The sequence below is a fragment of the Tenacibaculum halocynthiae genome, assembly GCF_964512825.1.
Classification (GTDB): Bacteria; Bacteroidota; Bacteroidia; order Flavobacteriales; family Flavobacteriaceae; genus Polaribacter; species Polaribacter halocynthiae.
In genome coordinates this window covers 179100-198951 of sequence record NZ_CAZELG010000033.1, presented here as the reverse complement: position 1 = coordinate 198951, position 19852 = coordinate 179100, and the positions used below count along the sequence as shown (strand labels likewise).

Annotated in this window: 20 protein-coding genes; 8 read left to right on the top strand and 12 right to left on the bottom strand. The window is 28.5% G+C overall.

Annotation, left to right across the window (positions count from 1 at the left end; genetic code table 11):
- The first annotated feature begins 74 nt into the window (after positions 1-74).
- Complete coding sequence (locus ACKTTQ_RS13370) at positions 75-326, top strand: hypothetical protein (protein ID WP_408049475.1); 252 nt, start codon at positions 75-77, stop codon at positions 324-326.
- A 285-nt stretch (positions 327-611) separates the two neighbouring features.
- On the opposite strand, the gene ACKTTQ_RS13365 is transcribed toward ACKTTQ_RS13370, so the two are convergent.
- The 12 genes from ACKTTQ_RS13365 to ACKTTQ_RS13310 all read right to left on the bottom strand — a co-directional run bounded on the left by ACKTTQ_RS13365 (position 612) and on the right by ACKTTQ_RS13310 (position 12519).
- Positions 612-1187, bottom strand: coding sequence for a hypothetical protein (locus ACKTTQ_RS13365; RefSeq protein ID WP_408049474.1), 576 nt, complete (start codon positions 1185-1187; stop codon positions 612-614).
- 153 nt (positions 1188-1340) lie between these two features.
- The gene (locus tag ACKTTQ_RS13360) at positions 1341-1544 is read right to left on the bottom strand and encodes a hypothetical protein (protein WP_408049473.1); all 204 of its coding nucleotides are present in this window, start codon (positions 1542-1544) and stop codon (positions 1341-1343) included.
- A 282-nt stretch (positions 1545-1826) separates the two neighbouring features.
- A complete protein-coding gene (gene lspA / locus ACKTTQ_RS13355) occupies positions 1827-2339 on the bottom strand; it encodes a signal peptidase II (RefSeq protein WP_408049472.1) in 513 nt (170 codons plus the stop codon).
- A gap of 134 nt (positions 2340-2473) precedes the next feature.
- A complete protein-coding gene (locus ACKTTQ_RS13350; protein WP_408049471.1) occupies positions 2474-3220 on the bottom strand; it encodes an SDR family NAD(P)-dependent oxidoreductase in 747 nt (248 codons plus the stop codon).
- A 65-nt stretch (positions 3221-3285) separates the two neighbouring features.
- Positions 3286-3849 carry a TetR/AcrR family transcriptional regulator gene (locus ACKTTQ_RS13345; protein ID WP_113785527.1) on the bottom strand — a complete coding sequence of 188 codons (564 nt, stop codon included), beginning with the start codon at positions 3847-3849 and terminating at the stop codon, positions 3286-3288.
- 55 nt (positions 3850-3904) lie between these two features.
- The gene (locus tag ACKTTQ_RS13340; protein WP_408049470.1) at positions 3905-4336 is read right to left on the bottom strand and encodes a GNAT family N-acetyltransferase; all 432 of its coding nucleotides are present in this window, start codon (positions 4334-4336) and stop codon (positions 3905-3907) included.
- A complete protein-coding gene (locus tag ACKTTQ_RS13335; RefSeq protein ID WP_408049469.1) occupies positions 4337-4885 on the bottom strand; it encodes a TetR/AcrR family transcriptional regulator in 549 nt (182 codons plus the stop codon).
- Positions 4886-4987: 102 nt separating this feature from the next.
- Entirely contained in the window at positions 4988-5659 is a 672-nt protein-coding gene (locus ACKTTQ_RS13330; RefSeq protein WP_113785530.1) for an AIM24 family protein, read from the bottom strand.
- A 144-nt stretch (positions 5660-5803) separates the two neighbouring features.
- Positions 5804-7090, bottom strand: a complete 1287-nt coding sequence (gene thrC / locus ACKTTQ_RS13325) for a threonine synthase (RefSeq protein ID WP_408049468.1) — start codon at positions 7088-7090, stop codon at positions 5804-5806.
- Positions 7091-7196: 106 nt separating this feature from the next.
- Positions 7197-8129, bottom strand: coding sequence for a homoserine kinase (locus ACKTTQ_RS13320; protein ID WP_093870424.1), 933 nt, complete (start codon positions 8127-8129; stop codon positions 7197-7199).
- 136 nt (positions 8130-8265) lie between these two features.
- On the bottom strand, positions 8266-10707 hold the full coding sequence (thrA, locus tag ACKTTQ_RS13315; RefSeq protein WP_408049467.1) for a bifunctional aspartate kinase/homoserine dehydrogenase I: 2442 nt from the start codon (positions 10705-10707) through the stop codon (positions 8266-8268).
- A gap of 249 nt (positions 10708-10956) precedes the next feature.
- A complete protein-coding gene (locus ACKTTQ_RS13310; RefSeq protein ID WP_093870426.1) occupies positions 10957-12519 on the bottom strand; it encodes a hypothetical protein in 1563 nt (520 codons plus the stop codon).
- Between the two features lie 132 nt (positions 12520-12651).
- Between ACKTTQ_RS13310 and ACKTTQ_RS13305 the strand changes: the two genes are divergently transcribed.
- The 7 genes from ACKTTQ_RS13305 to ACKTTQ_RS13275 all read left to right on the top strand — a co-directional run bounded on the left by ACKTTQ_RS13305 (position 12652) and on the right by ACKTTQ_RS13275 (position 19780).
- A complete protein-coding gene (locus tag ACKTTQ_RS13305) occupies positions 12652-13827 on the top strand; it encodes a 2-isopropylmalate synthase (protein WP_093870427.1) in 1176 nt (391 codons plus the stop codon).
- Positions 13827-15209 carry a 3-isopropylmalate dehydratase large subunit gene (leuC, locus tag ACKTTQ_RS13300; protein ID WP_113785533.1) on the top strand — a complete coding sequence of 461 codons (1383 nt, stop codon included), beginning with the start codon at positions 13827-13829 and terminating at the stop codon, positions 15207-15209. The genes ACKTTQ_RS13305 and leuC overlap by 1 nt, the downstream gene beginning before the upstream one ends.
- Positions 15209-15790, top strand: coding sequence for a 3-isopropylmalate dehydratase small subunit (leuD, locus tag ACKTTQ_RS13295; RefSeq protein ID WP_093870429.1), 582 nt, complete (start codon positions 15209-15211; stop codon positions 15788-15790). Before leuC ends, leuD begins: the two co-directional genes overlap by 1 nt.
- 63 nt (positions 15791-15853) lie before the next feature.
- Positions 15854-16969, top strand: coding sequence for a 3-isopropylmalate dehydrogenase (gene leuB, locus ACKTTQ_RS13290; RefSeq protein ID WP_408049466.1), 1116 nt, complete (start codon positions 15854-15856; stop codon positions 16967-16969).
- 167 nt (positions 16970-17136) lie between these two features.
- Complete coding sequence (locus ACKTTQ_RS13285) at positions 17137-17877, top strand: hypothetical protein (protein ID WP_408049465.1); 741 nt, start codon at positions 17137-17139, stop codon at positions 17875-17877.
- A gap of 72 nt (positions 17878-17949) precedes the next feature.
- Positions 17950-19005, top strand: a complete 1056-nt coding sequence (locus ACKTTQ_RS13280) for a sensor histidine kinase (RefSeq protein ID WP_408049464.1) — start codon at positions 17950-17952, stop codon at positions 19003-19005.
- On the top strand, positions 18998-19780 hold the full coding sequence (locus ACKTTQ_RS13275; protein ID WP_408049463.1) for a LytR/AlgR family response regulator transcription factor: 783 nt from the start codon (positions 18998-19000) through the stop codon (positions 19778-19780). Before ACKTTQ_RS13280 ends, ACKTTQ_RS13275 begins: the two co-directional genes overlap by 8 nt.
- Positions 19781-19852: the final 72 nt, after the last annotated feature.

Below are 19852 nucleotides of genomic sequence, written 5' to 3'. Positions count from 1 at the left end.
AAATATGAAAAAAAATAATTAATATAATTAACGAAGCCCTTTTAATCTATAGCAATGAATGTGGGATTGAATTAATGATAGACAAAAGTTTTATTAAAGATCATGATTATTATATGCTTTTTGGTTATAATTCAAAAGAATATTTAACTACAGGAGATTTTTCAGAATCAATATTAGGAAATTACCCTTTAATACTTGATAAGAGAAATTTGAATGTTTATAGAGTTATTGATCTTTTGAATGAAGAAATTGTTTTGGATAAGATGATAGAGTTAAGTTTAGTGAAGAAAATTTGCCCCCCTGATGGTACTAGTCTGTCTGAGTGATGTTAATACTTAAAAATACTAGTGGTAGCACGAGGAATAGATGTTAAGTAAAATAGTATGTTGATATAGATGAGCAATTACCTATTGATTTTTCTGGAGACTTAAGGTTAAAATATCTCAAATCTTAACAGTTTATAGATTTAGATCTTTATAAATTAAAGTTTTTGAGTGATGAAGAGTCGTTAGTATATATAAACTCTTTAAACTCTAATGTTAATCAATATCCTTTATCTAATTTAGACAAAGGATATGATGATATTTTTACTAAGATTTTTTTTTATACAATCATTGAAAATTAAACATGTTTTTTAAGTAAGCTATTTTTGGGTTTTCTTTATTAATAATTATTTCATATTCTTTATCAATTTTGTATTTAGAGCAATTATTAATATAAATACTTCTATTGTATTTTTTTCCTAGGTAATTATATTTGAATTCAATTTTGTTAGGGATGTATGGTTCTTTTTTTGTAACCCTTGCAGTGTGTTCTTCATAATCGTTAATATCTTTTATAATTGGGGTAGTCAGTATGATTTCACATATTTTTGGATTGTCTTTAGAGTACTTAACTTTGTAATGTTCATTGCTATAAAGTATGAGTGAATTGCTATTGGAGTATGTATGTTTTTTCTTATTAACATAATATTCAAACTTATTTCCATTTATTTTACTAAGAGTTTTACCTATAATTCTTGCTTTAGTTATGCCAAAGTTAGATTTCAAAAGATCTTTCTTTTCTTTTTCTAAGGAGTTTTTATAGTAAAAAAAAGCAAAAAGTATTGTAGCTGAAAAAATGATTTTAATTATGGTTTTCTTTTTTTCTTTAGGTGATAAATTATCTGGTTTTATTAACTTTTTCATTTTTATGAGGTATTATAAAATAGATTGAATTTTACATTTAGTAATAAAGGAATAATTAGTTTTTTGAGAGTGTTTATTATCGCTATCATCTATAATTAAAACTTCTTTAAACTTCTGTAACAGTTCCGTATCACTAAATGTACTCTTTGTCTTTTACTGTAAATTACTATTTATAATATAATCGATAGAAACATAAAATACATCATCCAAGTGTTTTGAAAAGTCAGTAAGAGACTGTATGTCTTTTATTTCAGGTCTACTTATCGGTGAATATGAATCCTCAATTTTAGAAGCTAAATCATTTTGAGATGGATTAGCTTTTTTACGAAGTTCTTGTAATTGATGCCCTAAAGTCATTAATCAAATGCGATATTATTTATTACAAAAATAACAAAAGCAAAGTCTAAAACACTGTTGTAAAACTCTTATTGTTGATAATATTAATACTTATAAAATTTATTTAATTATGCCTTTTTAAATATATTTTGCTACATGTTAATGCTAGTATGTCTGAGTGAGGCTACTACCAGTATTTATTAGTTACAATAACGAGTAAGAAAGAACAGTAATTAATTTAAAAAAATAATAGAGCTACATTTTAAGAAATCATAGGGTATATTTATTCTTAATAAGAACACCTTAAAAACTAACGTTTTTAAACCTCTTTTTATCCATTTCTAATTTTGCATAATTTAGGAATAGTAAAAGAGTTCCTACAACTACAGACACATCTGCCATATTGAAAAGACCAGTATGAAATGCACCTAATTTTAGGTGCATAAAATCTGTTACAGAGTTGTATAAAATCCGGTCATATATATTTCCAATACCTCCTCCAATAATAAAAGAAAAAGCAATTAGATTTAGTTTTGTATTCTCTTTTTTACTTATTATATGAAAAAACATCAAAATTAATGTTAGAAGGGGTAGGATTTGTAAGATGATGATTTTTAATTTTGGAGGTAAGTTTTGACCTAAACTCATTGCTGCTCCGGTATTCTCAACTTTTGTAAGAATAAAATTATCATTTATAACTTCAATGATTTCATTTTTTTCAATTTCAACCCTAGCTTCTTCTTTGGTAATTTGGTCGCAACTAATATTACTAATAATGACTATTAGAGAAATAAATATTTTAAGTAGTCTGTTCATTTTTTTATTATTAGTAAAGTATTAGTAGAAATTAACGAATTTGCTCTTTTATATTAAGTAGCAATATACTTAATAAAATATAATAGCGGTTTGAGTATAGACCTAAATCGCTATTATATTATTTTTATACTTTGTTAGTTTCTACCAGCAATAACACCTCCATCAATATCCCAGATAGCTCCTGTAACCCAAGATGCCTTATCAGAAAGTAAGAATAAAATACTATTTGCAACGTCGTTAGGAGTTCCGTTTCTTCCAATAGGATGAAAGTTATTAAAGCCTTCCAAAGCTTTTTCAGCCTCTTCTTTTCCTCCAAAAACACCATGATAAACTGGAGTGTTAACAACGGCTGGTGATACTGCATTTACTCGGATATTATCATCAGCTAATTCCATAGCTAAATGTTGAGTTAAAGAATGTAAACCGGCTTTTTGCATTGAATAAGCAGATGAAGGAGTAGCTTTTACAGCTTGCTTAGCCCACATTGATCCTACATTTACAATAGAGCCTCCGTTAGTATCTTTCATCTTTTTAGCAGCGCTTTGAGTAATGAAGAAGAAACCTCTATTTAAATCTAAATAAGAGTCATAATCCTCTATGGTATGTTCAAGAAATGGCTTTGGTCCAAAAATTCCTGAAGCATTCACAAGATAATCTAAAGTATTTAGAGATGTGATTTTTGGTATCAACGTTTCTACTTCATCAATTTTTGAAATATTTACTGAATGTTTAATAAGGTTTGGAGCATCAGCTACTTTATCTACATTTCTTCCTACAATGTGTACTGTTGCACCAGCATTTAAAAGTGCATTTGTAGCTGCATTACCTATTCCACTTGTTCCTCCGATTACTAAGGCTACTTTGTTATTGAATTCTTTCATTTTATATGTGTTTTTAAATAATTAAAATAAGACAGACAGGTCTGTCTTGTGTTGTGTAAATTTTTTTACGATATGATTTTTGAACAAATATTTTTAGCCTCAATTATAGGCCAATTAGATTGATGCAAATGACTTTCACCTACAGCACTTTCGTAAAGTAGATATGTTTGTTTAGCAATAGAGTTCATATCTTTCTCTACGATACTTTCCATATTGTTTGCTAATAAGTCAAAAATTAATTGAATAAAAGCGTTTTTTTGATTTTGTATTTCGTTTCGAATTACTGTATTATCTATAGGGATTTCTGAAACAGTTTTAATGCACCAACAACCGTTAAAATCTTTGTCATTAAAAAATAACTCAAGAAAATCAAAAATAGCAAGTACTTGATTTTTTCCTTTAGGTTTAGATGAAGTGTAAGCTTTAATATCTGTAATAAAAGTAGTGTTTTTATACCTTAGATATGCTAAACATATTTCCTCTTTAGATTTAAAATGATTATAAAGAGTTGCTTTAGCTATTCCTGTTTCTGAAATAATTTCGTTTATTCCCGTTGAATTATAACCATTCTTATAAAATAATAAGGAGGCGGTTTCAATAATTCTATCTTTTATTTGAGAGCGTTTCACAATGCAAATATATAATAAAAAAACAACAAACAGACAAGTCTGTCTTTTTTTTGTTTTAAAGCGTATTTGATTTTTTCATTCTAATTACTTTTTGATTAGATTCTTCATGAAAATATTCTTTAGTTTTCTTAAATCCATATTTTTCATAAAAAGGCCTACCAATTTTATTGTGTTCAAAAACTTCAACTTCTAGTTCTTCATGAATTTGTTCAATATGTTTTATTAATAATGTACCAATACCTTTTGAATGAAATTCAGGATTTACAAATAATCCACCAATTTCATTTTCTACCATTGATATGAATCCAACAATATTATTAGCTTCAGTATAAACCCAGGTGTCAGAGCCAGGAAGATACATTTCTGTCATTGCTTTTTTTACTGTTTTTGTAAATTCTTGAGTTAAAAAAGGATGCGCAATAGAAGAAGCATGTTCCCAAATATTTACTAGAATAGGGATTTCATTTTCATTATATTTTCGTATCATTTATTTGATGTTTTTGTATTTATTTAATAATTCTTGCTTAATCATTTCTATAGGGTATTTATTAAACACTGATAAATAGTTTAATGCTATTCCATCAATTTCTGCAATAAAAATATAAGTTAGCATAGTACTTCTTTCTTGTGATATTTGGTCAAATATGTTTTTAACCGAGTTGAATAAAATGCTAGCTCTTCTTTCTATCTGCTTACTTAATATTTTTTTCGTAGATGGTTGAAACATAATATTCAAGTTAAATTGAAATAAGTGTTTGTTTTGATGTAATTGTGTAAATATTGTTTCTATTAATTGTTGTAATTGAATATTTGGAGCTATTAATTTTTTAGTTTCCATGTTCATTTCTATCATTTGATCAGTAGTTTGAGTGAAAATCTCTATTAATATCGATTCTTTTGATTCAAAATGATGATACACTAAACCTTTTGATACGTTAGCTGCAGAACAAATATTTGCAATTGATGTGTTTTCGAATCCTTTTTCAGCAAACAATTTTGTAGCTACTTTAATTACATTATCTTTTTTAATACTCATAATCTTAAAACCGACTGTTCGGTTTGTAAAAATACTGAAATTATTATAAAAAAAAATATGTTATAGTATGTATTAAAAAGAATTGTTTAAATACTATGTAATTTACTTTATAAAACTAAATATACCATCTAAAACCCCACCACTGCTTGAATATTCTCCCTTTTCTCTTGTTTGAATCCAAATGTTTCCTTTTCCTTTTATAGAAAAAATAAAACCTTCACCACTTGTAATAAGTTCTTTAACTCCTCTTGAAATTGTTTTTACTTCAAGTTTATCTTCAAAAGCAATAAGAGCATTTTCATCTATAAAAATAGGTTTTTCTGAGTCTATTTCTTGTTTGATAATTTTACCATAGCCTTTTAAAAATAATTGTCCACTTCCAATAGTCTTTAATTTAAGCCCGTCATTTAGTGTGCTTTTCCAATCTTTTTGCTCTAATTTAATTTCTAAATTAATTGTTCTTGCAAAGTGTAAATCTGGTTCAAATAAAATTGGATTATCTTCAGTAATGTCAACTTTAAATATCTCAGAATTATCTTTAGTAGACAATGCCATTTTTAAATTTTCTTTTGCAGTATATATATTATAAGTTAAACTTTTACCACCAAATATTTTAGCAATCCAATTTTTGTAGTTTTTGGCTTCAATTTTATTCTCAAAAGTATATTCTCCATTACAATATATCAAACTTCCTTTTTCAGTTATAAGTTTTTCATTTTCATTAAATTCAATTGCTAAATATGAGCTTGGGTATTCAGATATTTCAAATTTCATATTTATTTGACGCAAGTTTTATACAGGTGTTACGTTAATTTTTAATAAGTTCTTCGTTTTACCAATAGGAAAATAATCATAAAAAAACACTTCTTATTTTAAGTAAGAAGTGTTTTTAATATTGTATTAAAATTATTATGGGTATTAACTATTTAAAAATGTTTTTAAACCGTCATAATTACTAATTTGAAAGGCACTTTTTTCTTTATCAATTACAGATTTAATTTGCTCAGGAATTGCTACTTGAGTATTAAGTGTGTTTTCAACGACATCTAAAAATTTAACAGGATGAGCAGTTTCTAAAAAAATACACAAATCATTTGGATGCATTTTTTGATGCTCTTTTGAACCTAAATACCCAACTGCACCATGAGGATCCGCAACATATTCACTTTTCTGATAGATTGACTTCATTGCTTTACGAGTTTGCTTATCAGTAAAAGAGAATGAAGAGAATGCATTTTTTAAAGCTTCAATATTGTTTTCAAATAACTCTTGGATACGTATGAAATTACTTGGGTTACCAACATCCATAGCATTAGAAATGGTTGCTTTTGAAGGTTTAGGTTCATAAACTCCATTAATTAGATAATTTGGAACAGTATCATTTATATTAGTTGAGGCTACAAAATGTTTAATAGGTAAGCCTAACTTTTGAGCCATAATACCTGCACAAATATTACCGAAATTTCCACTAGGCACTGAAAAAACAACTTCTTTTTTTTGTTTGTATACTTGTTTATAGGCAAAGAAAAAATAAAACATTTGCGGTAACCAGCGAGCAACATTTATAGAGTTGGCAGAGGTTAAAATTGGGGTGATGTCTGTATCTAAAAAAGCTGTTTTAACCATGTCTTGACAATCATCAAAAACACCATCAACTTCTAAAGCAGTAATATTTCGCCCAAGCGTAGTTAATTGTTTTTCTTGTATATCACTAACTTTTCCACTTGGATATAAAATAACTACGTCTACTCCTTTTACACCTAAAAAACCATCGGCAACTGCTCCTCCAGTATCTCCTGAAGTAGCTACTAATACTGTTAATTTATTATTGTTGTCTCTATTAAAATAGCCTAAACAACGAGCCATAAAACGAGCACCAACATCTTTAAAAGCCATTGTTGGACCATGAAAAAGTTCTAAAGTGCTAACATTTTCTTCTATTGGCACAACAGGAAAATCAAATGATAAAGTTTCTGAAATAATTTGTTTTAATACATCTGAAGGAATTTCATCACCAACAAATTGTTTAATAGCTTCGTAAGCAATTTCTTGATTAGTATAGTTATCAATATTATCAATAAAATCTTTTGATAAAGGGGTAATGTTTTCAGGGAAATACAAACCTCTATCTGGAGCTAATCCGTTAACAACAGCTTCTTGAAAGCTTACGTTAGGTGATTTTTTATTAAGACTATAATAGTTCATTTTTGTGTTGTTTGTGTGTTGCATTGCATGTAGCAATGTAGTTTTTTTACAATATTATTTTGTTTTTTACCGTCGAAATAAATTCGATGATAAATAGTAAATCATTTTATTTTGATTCTAAAATTCGAACACCTTGCGTATTTATTTTTGATGAAAATAAAGTAAAGTCTATTTTTTTATCCGCATATGAATTTTGTATTGCACTCTGCACATTTTTTGAAGTTTCTTCTCCTTTACATAAGGCAAAAATAGTTGGTCCAGATCCTGAAATACCAGCACCTAAAGCACCAGCTTTAATAGCTTCGCTTTTAACTAAATCAAAATGAGGAATTAAATGCTTACGCGCAGGTTCAACAATAACGTCAGTTAATGAATTACTTATTAATTGGTAATTATTGGTATATAAACCACTAACTAATCCACCTACATTTGCCCATTGAGTTACAGCACTTTTTAATGGAACTTTTTCAGGTAAAACTTCACGAGCATCTTTTGTTTTTACTTCAATTTGTGGATGAATTGCTACTAATTGTAATTCATCAGGCACTGGTAATTTTATAATATCTAAAGGTTCGTAACTTCTAATCAGCACAAAACCTCCATAAACAGCTGCTGCAACGTTATCGGCTATAGGAGTTCCACAAGCAGCTTTTTCTCCCAGCATAGAGAATTTAGTTAACTCTAAATTAGTAAAAGGTTTGTTTAATAATTCATTTATACCAAAAGCAGCCCCTGCTGAGCTAGCAGCACTACTACCTAAACCACTACCAGGAGAAAACCCTTTATGCATAGTAATTTCAATACCAAAATCAATATTATGCTTAGTTAACATAGCCAAAGCAACTACACCAGCAGCATTTTTTGTTGGATCTAGACTTAAACCCTTAGCACCAGTAATCTGTGTTATTTTTACTCCCTTTGTTGACGTTTTTGTAAATGTCATTTCATCACCCATGGTGTCTACAGCAAATCCCATAGAGTCAAATCCGCAGGAAACATTAGCAACGGTAGCTGGAGCAAATATTTTTATATATTTCATTTTTTTGCAATTAAAAACAAGTTGGTATCAGTATTTGTAATTCCTTCTTGGTATAATTTTCTTCTATTTTGAAAATTATTATTTATTAATGATTCTACTAAATAAGTTATATTATGGTAGGTGTCCATTTTATCATTTAATTATTACCTATTCTAATAACATCAGCAAAAATCCCTGAGGCAGTAACATCAGCACCAGCTCCAGCACCTTTTATAAGTAAAGGATTTATTGGATATCTGTCTGTAAAAAATAATACGATATTATCACTTCCTTCTAGGTTATAAAAAGGATGATCTGAAGGGATGTGCTGTAATCCAACTTTTGCTTTTCCTTCTGAAAACTCTGCTACATATTTTAAGCGGCAACCTTTATCATTTGCTTCTTTGAAAATTTCCTGAAAATGAGATTCAAATTCAGTTAAACTAGTATAAAAATCTTCATTATTAGTAGTGTTTAAACTTTTTTCAGGTAAGAAAGAGTTATTTTCTATATCAGATAATTCCAGTTCATAACCACTTTCACGAGCAAGGATTAATATTTTTCTAGCTACATCAACTCCACTTAAATCAATTTTAGGATCTGGTTCGGTGTATCCTTGTTTTTGTGCATCTCCTACAACATCATGAAATGTAGATGTAGCGTTAAAGTTATTAAAAACAAAATTTAAACTACCAGATAAAACTGCTTGTATTTTATGAACTCTATCACCAGAAGCAATTAAGTTTTTCAATGTGTCTATAATAGGTAACCCAGCTCCTACATTGGTTTCAAATAAAAATGGAGCGTTGAATTTTCTAGATACTTCTTTTAGTTTTTTATAGTTTTCTAAATCAGAAGCACAGGCTATTTTATTACAAGTTACTACTGCAATATTAGTGCGCAAATAATTTTCATAAACTTCTGACACTTCTTTATTAGCTGTATTATCTACAAAAACAGAGTTACGAAGGTTATAAGTTTTAGCTCTATCAAAAAAATCATTTAATGTAGCAGGCTCTCCTTTTGCTAATACTTCTTTCCAGTTATTCAAATCAACACCATCAGTGTCAAAAGCCATTTTTCTTGAATTAGCAATACCAACAACACGAATATTCATTTTTAAATGTTCTCTTAAATATTGTTGTTGTTGGTGTATTTGAGCTAAAAATCGCTCACCTACATTACCAACACCAGTCACAAATAAATTAAGTTGTTTTATTTTTTCTTCAAAAAATTGCTCATGCAATGTATTTAATCCTTTTTTAGCATCATTACTATCAATTACGGCAGAAATATTTTTTTGAGATGCTCCTTGAGCAATAGCTCTAATATTTACATTGTTTTTACCTAATGCACTAAACATTTGTCCGCTTAATCCTTGATGGTTTTTCATGTTGTCACCTACCAAAGCTAAAATAGCTAGTCCTTGTTCAATAATTACAGGTTTTACCTTACGACGTTCTATTTCAATTTCAAAAGCGTTATTAATTGCTTGACTAGCTCTTTCTGCATCTTCATCATATATACCAACACAAATTGAGTGTTCAGAAGATGCTTGTGTAATTAATACAATATTGATGTTTTGGTTAGAAAGTGTTTCAAATAAACGTTTTGAAACTCCCGAAACTCCAACCATTCCACTACCTTCTAGTGTTAAAAGAGTAATGTTTTCTATATGACTAATTCCTTTTACTAGATTATTGCTTTTTGCTTCTTTGGTAATTAAAGTACCAACATTATTAGGATCAAAAGTGTTTTTAATAACAATAGGAATTTCTTTTTCTAATACAGGTTGAATCGTAGGAGGGTAAATTACTTTTGCACCAAAATGAGAAAGCTCCATAGCTTCCTGATACGATATTTGTGGTATTGGAAATGCTTGTTTTACAACACTTGGATTTGCCGTAAACATACCACTAACATCTGTCCATATTTGTAGTTCGTTTGCATTCAAAGCTGCAGCATAAATAGCTGCTGTATAATCAGAACCACCCCTACCTAAGGTAGTTGAAAGTCCACTTTCTGTTTTGGCAATAAAACCAGGTAGAATAGTTATTTGATGAGGGTTTTGATTAAAATACTCTTGAGTGTTTTTATTAGTTACCACAAAATTTACTTGTGCTTTATCAAAAACATTAGAAGTTCTAATAAGTTCTCTACTGTCTTTATAAGTTGCATCTAAATTGTTTTTTGCTACTTCAGAAATAATGTAAGAAGATAATAGTTCTCCAAAACCGCTTATAGTTGCCATTGTTTTTGGTGTAACTTCTTTTAGTAAAAAACAACCTTCTAATAAAGTTTGTAATTGGTTAAATAAGGTATTCACTTTTTGTGAAACTTTATCTTGTTCACTTTTGTTTACTAGTTCAGTAATAACCAGTAAATGGTGTTGTTTAACCTCCTTAAAAAGATCAATGTAATTAACTTCATTACTTGCAGCTTTATTAGCAGAAGCTATTAACTTATTTGTTGTTTTTCCAAAAGCAGATACTACTACTGCTACTTTTTCTTTAGCAGCTGTATTTGATACTATTTGAACTACTTTGGCAATGTTTTGACTGTTGGCTACTGATGAACCTCCAAATTTTAAAATTTTCATTTTAAAAGGTATAAAAATATTTGATTATAGAATTTTAGTTGTTATTTATCTTTTTTCAATTCTTTTGAAAATATAAATAGGACCTAATAGATTATATGTATAAAGAAACCCCCTAAAGGGTAATAGTAATTGTAGTAGAAATTGTTGTTGTGCCAACGAAAGATACCGTAGTAGTAAACTCGGTATTTAGAATAGTAATATTTCTTTCGTTAATTAACATCGGGTCAAATATATATAAATGTTTTTTAATTATTTACTTAGTTGTTTAAATTTTTCTTGAATAATTTGTGAAACAGATTTGTTTTCTATTTTACTTTCAAGCCAAGAAAGAATATCTAGATATAAAAATGCTCTTTTTTCATAAGGGTGGTGTTCAAAAACTTTTAGACGAGTATGGATTTTTTTAAACTCATTTTTTATTTGATGAGGAAAAACATCTCCTAAAGCTTTAATTGAAGAAATAAATTCTTTTTGTACTTCTTGTAAATTTTCCATTTTTAGTAAAAAACGATAGGTATCTTTAAATTGTATTTCTAGGTAATAATCTAAACCAGATTCATAATGAGCAATTAAACTTAAAATTCGTGCAAAACATTGCAGGTCTTCAGCAACATGTAAATTTTTTGACTTAATAATTTTATTTAAATACAGGATACAATTTTTGTTATCACCCATACCAAAATATAAACAGGCTATTTTATAATACAGTACAACAATGTGATGATTATCTAATAATCCTTTGTATTCTTCTATTTTATTGGTAATAATATCTACTAAATATTCACCTTCTTTAAAAGTCCCTTCTAAAAAATGTAAGTGTAATAAATTAGCATAGTAGTATTGGAAAATAAGAATTTCTGTATTACTGTTTTTTGGAATGGTTTGGTTTTTAATTCCCTCTTCAAACAAAGCAAATTCTTCTTTAAATTTATTGAAATGTTTAATGAAAAATAAACTTTCAAGTAAATAATTAATTCCCTTTAAATAAAAAACAGGGTGTAATAAAATGTTTTTAGAATCCGATTTAAATAAAGACACCCACTTATTTGCATGTTTGTAACTTAATAAAAAGTCTTGAGTTAAAAAACTATGCCACAAATTAGCTTTATATAGCCATAGTTTCTCTCTAAAACCAAGAGTTTTAAAATCATATTTTGGTAACCTTGAATCAAAATAGTCATTAACTTTTTTTAATTCTTCATCATTTCTAACGTATCCAGTTTTAAGTAAAATTCCATACAGTTGTAATGATAAATTTGAAAGTTTACTAGTTATTACATTTTGTTGACTTAATTTTTTGGCTTGAACAGTAAGCTCATCAGCTCTAGTATTAATACTTCGCGTAATGTATTGACTTTCTATAATTTTTTCAAATTCAACTATTTCATAAGCTATATTTTTCTCTTCACTATCAATAGCCATGTTTTTGGCTTTCTCTAAAAGCTTTAAACTTTGTTTATATAGCCCTTTTAAATATAATACTGTAGCAAAATCTAGTTGTTCTCTAATTTGTATTCGAATATTTTTATGAGCAGGATTTAAGCGTAAACTTGTTAATATTTGTTTGTATAAATGTGCTTTTAAGTTAGATAGTTGTTGTTTACTAACTACACCACTTTTTATAATAGCCTTTTCATCATAAGTTTTTTGCTTTTCTAAAATTTTAAAAAGAGCAAAAAATTTTGCATCAACATTACCTCCTAAACGCCCAATATATAGGTTGAATTGACGTTTTTCAGATTTAGATAATGACTTTATTAAAATAAAAAGTGAGTCACTTTGTTGATTGATTGATGTAATTGTTTTACTCATAAATTACTGATATAGAGTATTTTGCGCTGTTTTTTGTTTGGTTAAGTTTCGTAAACAACCTTTTTAAAAAGGGTTGTTTAGAAAAACCAATATATACATTTGATTTTATAATAAGACAAAAGATTTTATATTATGCGAAATGATAAAGTCCAAATTTTCGATACTACATTAAGAGACGGAGAACAAGTTCCAGGATGTAAATTAGATACTAAACAAAAGCTTATAATTGCTGAAAGATTAGATATCTTGGGTGTTGATGTAATTGAGGCTGGTTTTCCTGTTTCTAGTCCTGGTGATTTTACATCAGTAAACGAAATAGCTAAATTAGTTAAAAATGCTTCTGTATGTGGATTGACTAGAGCTGTTAAAAAAGATATAGAAGTAGCAGGAGAGGCTTTAAAAGTAGCTATTAAACCAAGAATTCATACGGGTATTGGTACTAGTGAATCACATATTAAGCATAAATTTAATATTTCTAAAGATGAAGTGATTTTTAGAGCAAAAAATGCTGTTGCTTACGCTAGAAATTTTGTAGGTGATGTTGAGTTTTTTGCAGAAGATGCAGGAAGAACTGATAATGAGTTTTTAGCTAAAGTTTGTGAAGAAGTAATTAAATCAGGAGCAACGGTTTTAAATATTCCAGATACTACAGGGTATTGTTTACCAGAAGAATATGGTGAAAAAATTAAATACTTAAAGGATAATGTAAAAGGAATTGAGAATGTAATAATTTCATGTCATTGTCATAATGATTTAGGACTTGCAACTGCAAATTCTATTGCTGGAGCAATCAATGGAGCACGTCAAATTGAATGTACTATTAATGGTATTGGTGAACGTGCTGGGAATACAGCTTTAGAAGAAGTTGTAATGATTTTAAAGCAACATCCATATTTAAATTTAACTACAGATATTGATACAAAATTATTATACGATACTAGTATAATGGTTCGTGAAAAAATGGGAATGTTTGTACAGCCTAATAAAGCTATTGTAGGAGCAAATGCTTTTGCTCATAGTTCAGGAATTCATCAAGATGGAGTAATAAAGAATAGAGAAACGTATGAAATTATTGATCCAGCAGAGGTAGGAGTTACTGAAAGTGCTATAGTTTTAACTGCAAGAAGTGGTAGAGCTGCTTTAGCATATAGAGCTAAAAAAGTAGGGTATGAGTTAACAAAAATTCAGCTTGATACTGCATATAAAACATTCTTACAATTTGCAGACAGACAAAAAGAAGTAATAGATGAAGATATTCATCAAATAATGAAACAAGTAAATAAATTATCAAAAGTAGCATTAGCCTAATGGGAAAAACATTATTTGATAAAGTATGGGATGCGCATGTAGTTGATACTGTACAAAATGGACCTCAAGTTTTATATATAGATAAACACTTAATTCATGAGGTAACAAGTCCGCAGGCTTTTAATGAGTTAAAAGAGCGTAATATTCCAATTGCAAGACCAGATAAAACGGTTGCAACTGCTGATCATAATACACCAACGGTAAATCAACATTTACCTATAAAAGATGAATTGTCTAGAAATCAGTTAGAGCAACTAACTAAAAACTGTGAAGAAAACAACATTACGTTATATGGTTTAGGGCATAAGTATAATGGAATAGTACATGTTATGGCGCCTGAATTGGGAATTACCCAACCAGGAATGACAATGGTTTGTGGTGATAGTCATACATCAACACATGGAGCTTTTGGAACAATTGCATTTGGTATTGGAACAAGTCAAGTGGCTCAGGTATTTGCAAGCCAATGTTTGTTACTAGAGAAGCCTAAAAGTTTACGTGTAAACGTAAACGGAAAACTTAAAAAAGGAGTGTTACCTAAAGATGTGATTTTATATGTTATAGCTAAATTAGGAACAAACTCTGGAACAGGATATTTTTGTGAATATGCTGGAAATGTATTTGAAGAAATGTCAATGGAAGGCCGTATGACAGTTTGTAATATGAGTATTGAAATGGGAGCCAGAGGAGGTATGATTGCACCAGATGAAACTACTTTTGAGTATGTTAAAGGTAGAGAGTTTGCTCCTACAGCTGAAGGGTTTGATAAAAAAGTAGCGTACTGGAAAACATTGAAGACTGATGAGAATGCTGTTTTTGATCAAGAATATACCTTTGAAGCAGAAGATATTGAACCAATGTTAACTTACGGTACTAATCCTGGAATGGGAATAAAAATATCAGAAAATATTCCTACCAATAATGATGATTCATTTGAGAAATCATTAGATTACATGGATTTCAAAAAAGGTAAAAGTTTATTGAATACGCCTGTTAATTACGTATTTATAGGAAGTTGTACAAATTCTAGAATTGAAGATTTTAGGGTAGCTGCAAACTATGTGAAAGGTAAACAAAAAGCATCTAATGTTAATGCGTGGTTGGTTCCAGGTTCACAACAAGTAGCTAAGCAAATTCAAGAAGAAGGGCTACAAAATATTTTTGAAGAAGCAGGTTTTCAAATGCGTCAGCCAGGGTGCTCAGCATGTTTAGCTATGAATGATGATAAAATCCCAGCTGGTGAGTATTGTGTGTCAACTTCTAATAGAAATTTTGAAGGTAGACAAGGTCAGGGAGCAAGAACAATTTTAGCAAGCCCTTTAACTGCAGCCGCTACAGCCGTAGAAGGAAAAATTATAAACTTTACAAAATATTTAAATTAATGGAAAAGTTTGTTAAACTAATAGATACCGGAGTACCATTACCTACTGAGAATATAGATACAGATCAAATTATTCCTGCTCGTTTTTTAAAGGCGACAGATAAGAAAGGGTTTGGAGATAACGTATTTAGAGATTGGCGTTACAACAAAGATGGTAGTAAGAATACAGATTTTGTTTTAAATAAGTCAAAGTATAGTGGAAGTATCTTAATAGCTGGAAATAATTTTGGTTGTGGGTCAAGTAGAGAACACGCTGCATGGGCATTATCAGGTTATGGTTTTAAAGTTGTTATAAGTAGTTTTTTTGCTGATATTTTTAAAGGAAATGCTTTAAATAACGGTATTCTACCAATTCAAGTTTCAAAAGAGTTTTTAAAAGAGTTATTAGAAAAAGTAACTAGAAATCCTGAAGCTAAGATTATAATTGATTTAGAAAATCAATTATTGAAAACATCAATAGATACTATTAAATTTGAAATAGATCCTTATAAAAAGGTATGTTTATTAAATGGATATGATGATATTGATTTTTTGGTAAGTAAGAAGAAAGAAATAGAAGTTTTTGAAAATAATTTAGTTTAGAAATAACCATTTTAGTACCTTTTTAATGTAAAAGAGATTAAAATTTTTTATAAAAAAATAATAATGAAAGTAAATATAGCAGTAATACCAGGAGATGGAATAGGACCTGAGGTAACAGCTCAAGCAAAAAAAGCATTGAATGCAGTAGCAGATGTTTTTGACCATACATTTTTGTATAAAGAAGCGCTTATGGGGGCTTGTGCTATTGATGAAACAGGGAATCCTTTACCTAATGAAACAGTAGCTTTATGTAGGAAATCAGATGCTGTTTTATTTGGAGCAATCGGTGATCCTAAATATGATAATGATCCAACAGCTAAAGTACGTCCTGAGCAAGGTTTGTTACGTTTACGTAAAGAGTTAGGGTTGTTTTGTAATGTACGTCCAGTAAAGGCATATGATAAATTAATTCAAAACTCTCCGTTAAAAAGAGAGAGAATTGAAGGGACTGATATTAGTATTTTTAGAGAATTAACTGGAGGTATTTATTTCGGTATAAAAGAGATTAGTGAAGATGGTAAAATTGCTTTTGATGGTTGTTCGTATTCAGTAGAAGAAATAGAAAGAATTGCACATTTAGCTTTTCAAGCTGCACAAACTAGGCGTAAAAAATTAACATTGGTTGATAAAGCAAATGTATTAGAAACATCAAGACTGTGGAGAAAAACAGTAACTGCTTTAGCTGATCAATATCCTGATGTAGCTTTAGATTTCTTGTTTGTAGATAATGCAGCAATGCAGTTAATACTAAATCCAAAACAGTTCGATGTAATTTTAACCGAAAACTTATTTGGTGATATCATTTCTGATGAAGCTAGTGTAATTGGTGGTTCTATAGGTTTATTAGCTTCTGCTTCAGTTGGAAAAGAAAATGCTTTGTTTGAGCCAATTCATGGTTCTTTTCCACAAGCAAAAGGAAAAGATATAGCAAATCCTTTAGCTTCTATTTTATCAGCTGCAATGCTATTAGAGCATTTAGGATTGCATGAGGAAGCAAAAACTATTGATAAAGCGGTTCAAAAATCGTTAGAATTAGGGGTTACTACTGAAGATATTAATCCAGAAAATCCATTTTCTACGAGTAAAGTTGGTGATTTTATTTCAGATTATATCCAAAATCAAGATGATACAGATTTTAACTTCCAAAATGTTCATATGGGACAGAGTACTATAATATAATCTATTGTTATTTTAATCAAATGGCCGTTTATAGAAATATAAGCGGCTTTTTTTATTATAAAAATTCCTGTGTTCATGATAGTTTTTCCTTAGCTCATAAGAATGATGTTTTTTCAAAACTACTAATCAAATACTTTTGAAGTGTAAAACAGATAAAAATATTTAAAATGAATACTAAGAAAGAACTACTATTTTTAAGAACATTTGCAGTTAGCATTTCACTTGCTATTGGTGTAGTAACAACACTAGCTTTTAAAAGTAAAAAAAACACTCAATTTGATACTATTGATGTGAAAAAAATCAATATTGTAGAAGATGATGGTACTGTAAAAATGTTAATTACGAATGCCGCAAATTTTCCTAGCGAAGGAGATAGAGTTAATGGACGAGTTTACCATAAAAGAACAAAACGAGCAGGCATGTTGTTTTACACTGAAGATGGAAAAGAGTGTGGTGGATTTGTTTATGATGGGAAAAAAACTAAGAAAGGGCATAGTTCTGGACTATCACTAACATTTGATCAGTATGGAGGTGACCAAGTAATGCAATTAATAACAACAGATACAAAAGTTGGGGATAAAAGATATAAAGCAGGACGATTAGTGTTTAATGACCGAGGTGATTATGAAACACAAGAAAATGTGATGCATATAAATAAAGAACTTAAGGAAATAAAAGATAGAAAGAAACGTAAAGAAAAATACGAAGAGTATAGAAAGAAAGGCTTGTTGGGAGGTGTTCCAAGAGTAGCTCTAGGGCAAACACCAGGAAAGCAAAACGGATTGTTTTTATACGATGATAATGGAAAAACTAGAGCGAAGTTTATAATAGATAGTAATAATAAAATTAAGCTTGAAGCTTATGATGAGGTAGGAAACGTAGTAAGTACTTGGCCAGAAGAAAAATAAAATAAATCATATTTGTAATGAAGCTAACAGTAAAGTTTTTATTACAAATATGATATCTTTGTTGTTATAGATATGAAAATAAAAACAAATTTTTTAAGAGAGAATAAAGAATTTCTAATTTTTCTGTTCTTCTTTAGTTGGTTGTTTATTTTAAAAAATCAATTTGGAATTTCAAATTCTTGGGAAAATTTCACTTTTCATACTGATGCCCCATTTTGGTTCTTTTTACAAGCTATTTTTATTTTTTTATGGGTGTCTTTTATAAAAAAACGTATAGCTAATAATTCAACATTACAAGCCTCATTACTTAGGAAGTATTTACTGTTTTTTAGTATTGGCTTATTCTCATATATAGTGTTGAGGAATATTTTTGGTTTATTAATTTCTTTACTTTTTGATACTTATTCTAGAAACTTTGGGTCTTTATATTTATTGATTTATAAAAATATAGGTTCAGCAATAGATTTTATGATTTTTGGAAGTTTTTCTTTAGTATACTTATATTTTAAAGAAAACAGAAAATTTCAAAAACAAGTAAATGACTACGAAATTAGTAGAGTGAAAAGTGAAGTTATTCAATTAAGAACACAATTGAACCCTCATTTTTTATTCAATAATTTAAATGTTTTAGATTATTTAATAGAAGAAGATAAAAATAAGGCTAGTGTTTTTTTAAATCATTTTTCTGAACTATACCGTTATAGTTTAGTAAATTCTGACAAAGAAATAGTTTTATTACAAGATGAACTTGCTTTTTCAGAAGGCTATTTTGAATTGATGAAAGTAAAATATGATGGATATTATTTTTTAAAAATAGATGAAGAAGTAAAAGCTTTAAAGGCTGAATTACCACCGTTTTGTATACAGGTTTTAGTTGAAAATGCTATAACGCATAATAGAGGGACCTCTAAAAAACCAATTTATATAAACATTAAAGCTATAGAAAATGGAATTAAAATAATTAATAATAAAATAGCTTTTAAAAATAAACCAAAGGGCAATGGAGTAGCTTTGAAAAACATGATTAAACAATTTAAATTACTTACTAAAGAGCCTATTCTTATTGAGGATAATACTGAGTGTTTTGAAATAAAAATCCCGTTAATTAATTTAAATAACTATGATTAAAGTAGTATTGGTTGAGGATGAAATGCCAGCCAGAAGAAAGTTAAAAAAGTATATTGAAAAATTAAAACATCCAGTAGAAATTATAAAAGAGTTAGAAACTTTAGAGGATGTTTTAACATTTTTTATAAATGAACCAGAAGTAGATTTAATTTTTTCAGATATAGAACTTCTTGATGGAAATGTTTTTGATGCATATAAAAAATTAGAACTAAAATCACCTATAATTTTCTGTACTGCTTATAATCAATTTTGGTTGGATGCTTTTGAAACTACTGGTATTGCATATTTATTAAAGCCATATTCATTTGATCGTTTTGAAAAAGCATTGGAAAAATATTTTATACTTAATACAGGTACAGCTTCTGAACTAAAGAATAATGATTTATTGCTGAAGCTAGATTCTTATTTTAATAGAAATATTGAGGAAACTAAAGTTTTTCAAGATCATTTTCCTGTAAAAACATCGAAGTATACTTACTTTTTGAAAGTAGAAGATATTCTATACTTTCAAGCAGATTATGGTGTTGTATTTGCTTTTGATAAAGAAAATAAAAAACATATTTTAAATCAAACATCTTTAAAATCGTTAGAAGAGATGGTGGATTCTAAAAAGTTTTTTAAGATAAATAGAAGTGAACTTGTTAGTAGGATTTATATTGAAAAAATAAGCAGATATGATAAAAATAGTATTGCCATAAATATATTAAATAGTAAAACGATTTTGAAAACAAGTCAAAATAAAACTGCAGAATTTAATAGTTGGTTAGGGGTTTAGTTTTAAATTAAACATTTATTGATATTGGTTAAATAAATGGCATTATCGTTGTATGATCTATAATAGATAGAT